Here is a 4200-nt window from a genome sequence, read left to right as displayed (position 1 = left end):
CCATATACGTCCCTCGTTGTTCAGAATGACAATTACTTTAGCAAGCTCTAAACAAAAAGAGTTCGTCATCCTAGCGAGCTCCAGCGAGACTAAGGATCTAATAACAACTCACTACAACCCTTCATCCTTCACCTCAACTCACAGCACAAACGGACCGCAGATTCTGAATCACCTCGCCCCTCGTTGTTCATAATGACAGTTACTTTAGCAAGCCCTAAATAAAGAAAGTTCGTCATCCTAGCGAGCTCCAGCGAGACTAAGGATCTAATAACAACGTGCGCCGTACCCTTCCCTTTCCCAAAAAACGCCATTTATTACCTCAAATATGGAAACTGTGTTCCTTCTCCGCAAGCCTTTGACTCTTAATTGAGTTGTTTCAGGTCAATAGCGTAACGGGCGCTTTGTGCTTATACTGGGCACATTGGTTACTAGCACGAAATATCCATGAAACAATCATTGCAGATCTGGCTTGAAGCCGCTCGTCCAAAAACATTACCCCTCGCACTGGTGTCTATTTTAACCGGTAGCGTACTCGCCTACTCTGCGGGTCACTTCTCGCTGACTATCGCTGTAATGGCCTTCGTCACCGCAACGCTACTGCAAATATTGTCGAACCTTGCGAACGACTACGGCGATGCAGTGCAAGGCACGGACAACGACAACCGTTTAGGCCCTCAGCGTGCGATGCAGTCTGGCGCGGTAACCGCGGATCAAATGAAGAAAGCGATCATCTTCAACATCATCCTGACCGCCATCGCTGGTTTAATCTTAGTGTTTTACGCACTGAGCTCTTTTGAAAGCATCATTACCTTTATCGGTCTGGGCATTCTTGCCATTATCGCGGCGATTGCTTACACCATGGGCAGCAAGCCTTATGGTTATGTTGGCTTGGGTGACCTGTCTGTATTTATCTTCTTTGGCCTACTTGGTGTATCTGGTACTTACTTCCTACATACAGGCCATGTCGATGCGACACTATTCCTACCAGCATTAGGCTGTGGTTTGTTAGCAGTAGCAGTGCTAAACATCAATAACATGCGTGATATCGAAAATGATAGCGAATGTGGCAAACGCACCATGGCAGTTCGACTAGGCCAACGCAAAGCGAAACAATACCACTTCATCTTACTTGGTGGTGCACTACTGGCTTTTGCTGTTTATCTGCTCATTCAAGACAAGCCGGTATGGATCAGTTTGCCATTCCTGATCAGTATTTTCGTGGTGGCGGACCATGGTAAAGCGGTTTGGAATACCGAGAAACCTGCGCAAATCGCTCCAATGATGCCAGTTGTCGTGAAGTGTTCACTGGTGACTAACGTTTTATTTGCAACAATTGTGGTAGCTCAAACTCTGATGAGTTAAAAAAGGATTGTCATTGCATTGACTTAATGCCTAGATATACTCAAATACAACAGTTTCTGTTTAGAAAGGTACGCTATGGAATACAATACCTCAGCACTCTGTGATATCTACCTTGATCAGGTAGACGTGGTTGAACCGATGTTCAGTAACTTTGGCGGACGTGCTTCGTTTGCCGGGCAAGTGACAACGATTAAGTGTTTTGAAGACAACGCACTGATCCGCGAAACGTTAGAACAAGATGGTGTCGGACGAGTATTGTTGATTGATGGTGGTGGTTCCCTACGCAGAGCCTTAATCGATGCAGAAATCGCGACGCTTGCAGAAGAAAACGAATGGGAAGGCATCGTTGTTTACGGTTGTGTCCGTGAAGTAGACGAACTGGAAGACATGAACCTAGGCATTCAAGCACTCGCTTCAATTCCTGTTGGGGCAGCAAATCAAGGCATTGGTGAAATCGACATACCGGTTAACTTTGGTGGCGTTAGCTTCCTACCTGAAGATTACATCTACGCAGACAACACTGGCATCATTCTCTCTCCTGAGCCACTCAATGTAGACTTAGAGCTCGATGAAGAAGACGACGGGGAGGAAGGGGTAAACTAACCCTACTCCTTTATTCGCAACGAGCCAGTCGCTAAAACCCCATTGCCAAATACGCAAACACCCGCCGAAGCGGGTGTTTTTGATTCTGGATACTTAAGTGGATTATTCCACTTCGTCCATCTTGCCAAGTAGTGCACGAATGCGCTCTTGCCACTGAGCATGCTCTTGTTGAGCTTGCTGAGATTTTTGCTCTAGCTCTTCACGCTGAGAACGAAGCTCGTTTGCTTCTGTTTCAAGCTTCACTTTATCTTCTTTCAGCTCTTCGACTTCCATCTGAAGAAGAGTGATTGTGTCAACTGCAGTTTGAATTTTCGATTCTAGTTGTTCTAGTACTTCAAAAGACATCTTGGCCTACCTATTGTTATTCCGTTGGGACGATGCGCGAGCATTCGCTTGCACCTTACCTATGAGGTTCATTCTACTCAGCGTAGCGACGAGAAACACTTACTATATTCGATATTTTGCATCATTCGGTTAAAAAATCGGCGCAATCTCACTAAACGCTGACTTTTCTTATCATCGAAGCATTTTTGCGCAATGCATTTTCCCATCACTACCCCATAAACTCACCCAAGTATTGATCAAATTCAACTTAGTTAAAGTAAAAGCTCAGCAAAAAGGCAAACGTTTAACTGACGATGTGATAAAATCGCCGCGCAAATTATTCTTCCCTCTTGTTACTTGGAGACATCATGAAACGCGATTTAGCAATGGCATTTTCCCGTGTTACTGAAGGTGCCGCTTTGGCTGGTTACAAATGGCTTGGCCGTGGCGACAAAAACGCAGCGGACGGTGCTGCAGTTGAAGTGATGCGCACCCTACTGAACAAAACAGACATCAGTGGTGAAATCGTTATTGGTGAAGGTGAAATCGATGATGCACCAATGCTGTACATCGGTGAGCAAGTGGGTATCGGTGGTGACGAAGTCGATATCGCGGTAGACCCAATCGAAGGCACACGCATGACCGCAATGGGCCAATCTAACGCCCTAGCAGTATTGGCAGCGGGTGAGAAAGGCAGCTTCCTTAAAGCGCCAGACATGTACATGGAAAAACTGGTTGTTGGTCCTGGCGCAAAAGGCGTTATCGACCTAGGTAAGCCACTTAAAGAAAACCTAGAAAACGTAGCAAAAGCACTGAACAAACCTCTTGATACGCTAGTCGTTATTACGCTTGCTAAGCCTCGTCACGATAAAGTGATCGCAGAGATGCAAGCCATGGGCGTTCGCGTATTCGCAGTGCCAGACGGTGACGTAGCCGCTTCAATCCTAACTTGTATGCCAGATAGCGAAGTAGACATGATGTACTGCATCGGCGGCGCACCAGAAGGCGTAGTATCTGCAGCGGTGATTCGTGCACTGGACGGTGACATGCATGGTCGTCTTCTTCCTCGTCACGAAGTAAAAGGCGATACGGAAGAAAACCGCATCTACGGCTCAGCTGAACTACAACGCTGTGAAGAGATGGGTGTAAAAGCGAATGTTGTATTGAAGATGGAAGACATGGCGCGCAGCGACAACGTTGTCTTCTCTGCAACGGGTATTACCAAAGGTGACCTACTAGAAGGCATCTCTCGCCAAGGCAATATCGCAACGACAGAAACCCTATTGATCCGTGGCCGTTGTCGTACTATTCGTCGTATCAAATCTACGCACTACCTAGAGCGTAAAGACCCAGAAGTGCGCGATATTATTCTTTAAGCATTATTCGAGGCTCCCGCTCACTCTGAGTTGGAGCCTTTCTTTCCTTGCAAGTCATTTACGCTTCCTTTGTCATCATCAGAGTACGCCACTCTAGTGAGCAAGAATCTAGTTCCAGCGAGCTCCCCATCTTTATTCCTAAACTCAGGCTATAGAACCAACGGATAATAGATTCTGAATCACCTCGTTCCTCGCTGTTCAGAATGACGATTACTTTAACAAGCTATAAACCAAAAGAGTTCGTCATCCTAGCGAGCTCAAGCGAGACTAAGGATCTAGTCACAGCAACCCCTTATTCTTTCCTACTCACCTTAAACCACAGCACAAACGGACAATAGATTCTGAATCACCTCGTCCCTCGTTGTTCAGAATGACGATTACTTTAACAAGCTATAAACCAAAAGAGTTCGTCATCCTAGCGAGCTCAAGCGAGACTAAGGATCTAGTCACAGCAACCCCTTATTCTTTCCTACTCACCTTAAACCACAGCACAAACAGACAATAGATTCTGAATCACACTCAATGGTATGGACTC

At 46.1% G+C, this 4200-nt stretch carries 4 protein-coding genes; 3 read left to right on the top strand and 1 reads right to left on the bottom strand.

Annotated elements, in window-relative coordinates:
* Positions 1-444: 444 nt before the first annotated feature.
* Entirely contained in the window at positions 445-1362 is a 918-nt protein-coding gene (locus KIV40_RS25445; protein WP_285351973.1) for a 1,4-dihydroxy-2-naphthoate polyprenyltransferase, read from the top strand.
* A 75-nt stretch (positions 1363-1437) separates the two neighbouring features.
* On the top strand, positions 1438-1965 hold the full coding sequence (rraA, locus tag KIV40_RS25440) for a ribonuclease E activity regulator RraA (RefSeq protein ID WP_285351972.1): 528 nt from the start codon (positions 1438-1440) through the stop codon (positions 1963-1965).
* Positions 1966-2067: 102 nt separating this feature from the next.
* On the opposite strand, the gene zapB is transcribed toward rraA, so the two are convergent.
* Positions 2068-2310 carry a cell division protein ZapB gene (gene zapB, locus KIV40_RS25435; protein WP_005428165.1) on the bottom strand — a complete coding sequence of 81 codons (243 nt, stop codon included), beginning with the start codon at positions 2308-2310 and terminating at the stop codon, positions 2068-2070.
* A gap of 347 nt (positions 2311-2657) precedes the next feature.
* Here zapB and glpX point away from each other — a divergent pair, with 347 nt between their 5' ends.
* Positions 2658-3665 (top strand): class II fructose-bisphosphatase, encoded by a 1008-nt coding sequence (gene glpX, locus KIV40_RS25430; protein ID WP_039984690.1) that lies wholly within the window; start codon positions 2658-2660, stop codon positions 3663-3665.
* Positions 3666-4200: the final 535 nt, after the last annotated feature.

This window comes from Vibrio sp. D173a, from assembly GCF_030248475.1.
The sequence above is the reverse complement of the archived record's forward strand: the minus strand, read 5'-3'. Positions and strand labels throughout refer to the sequence as shown.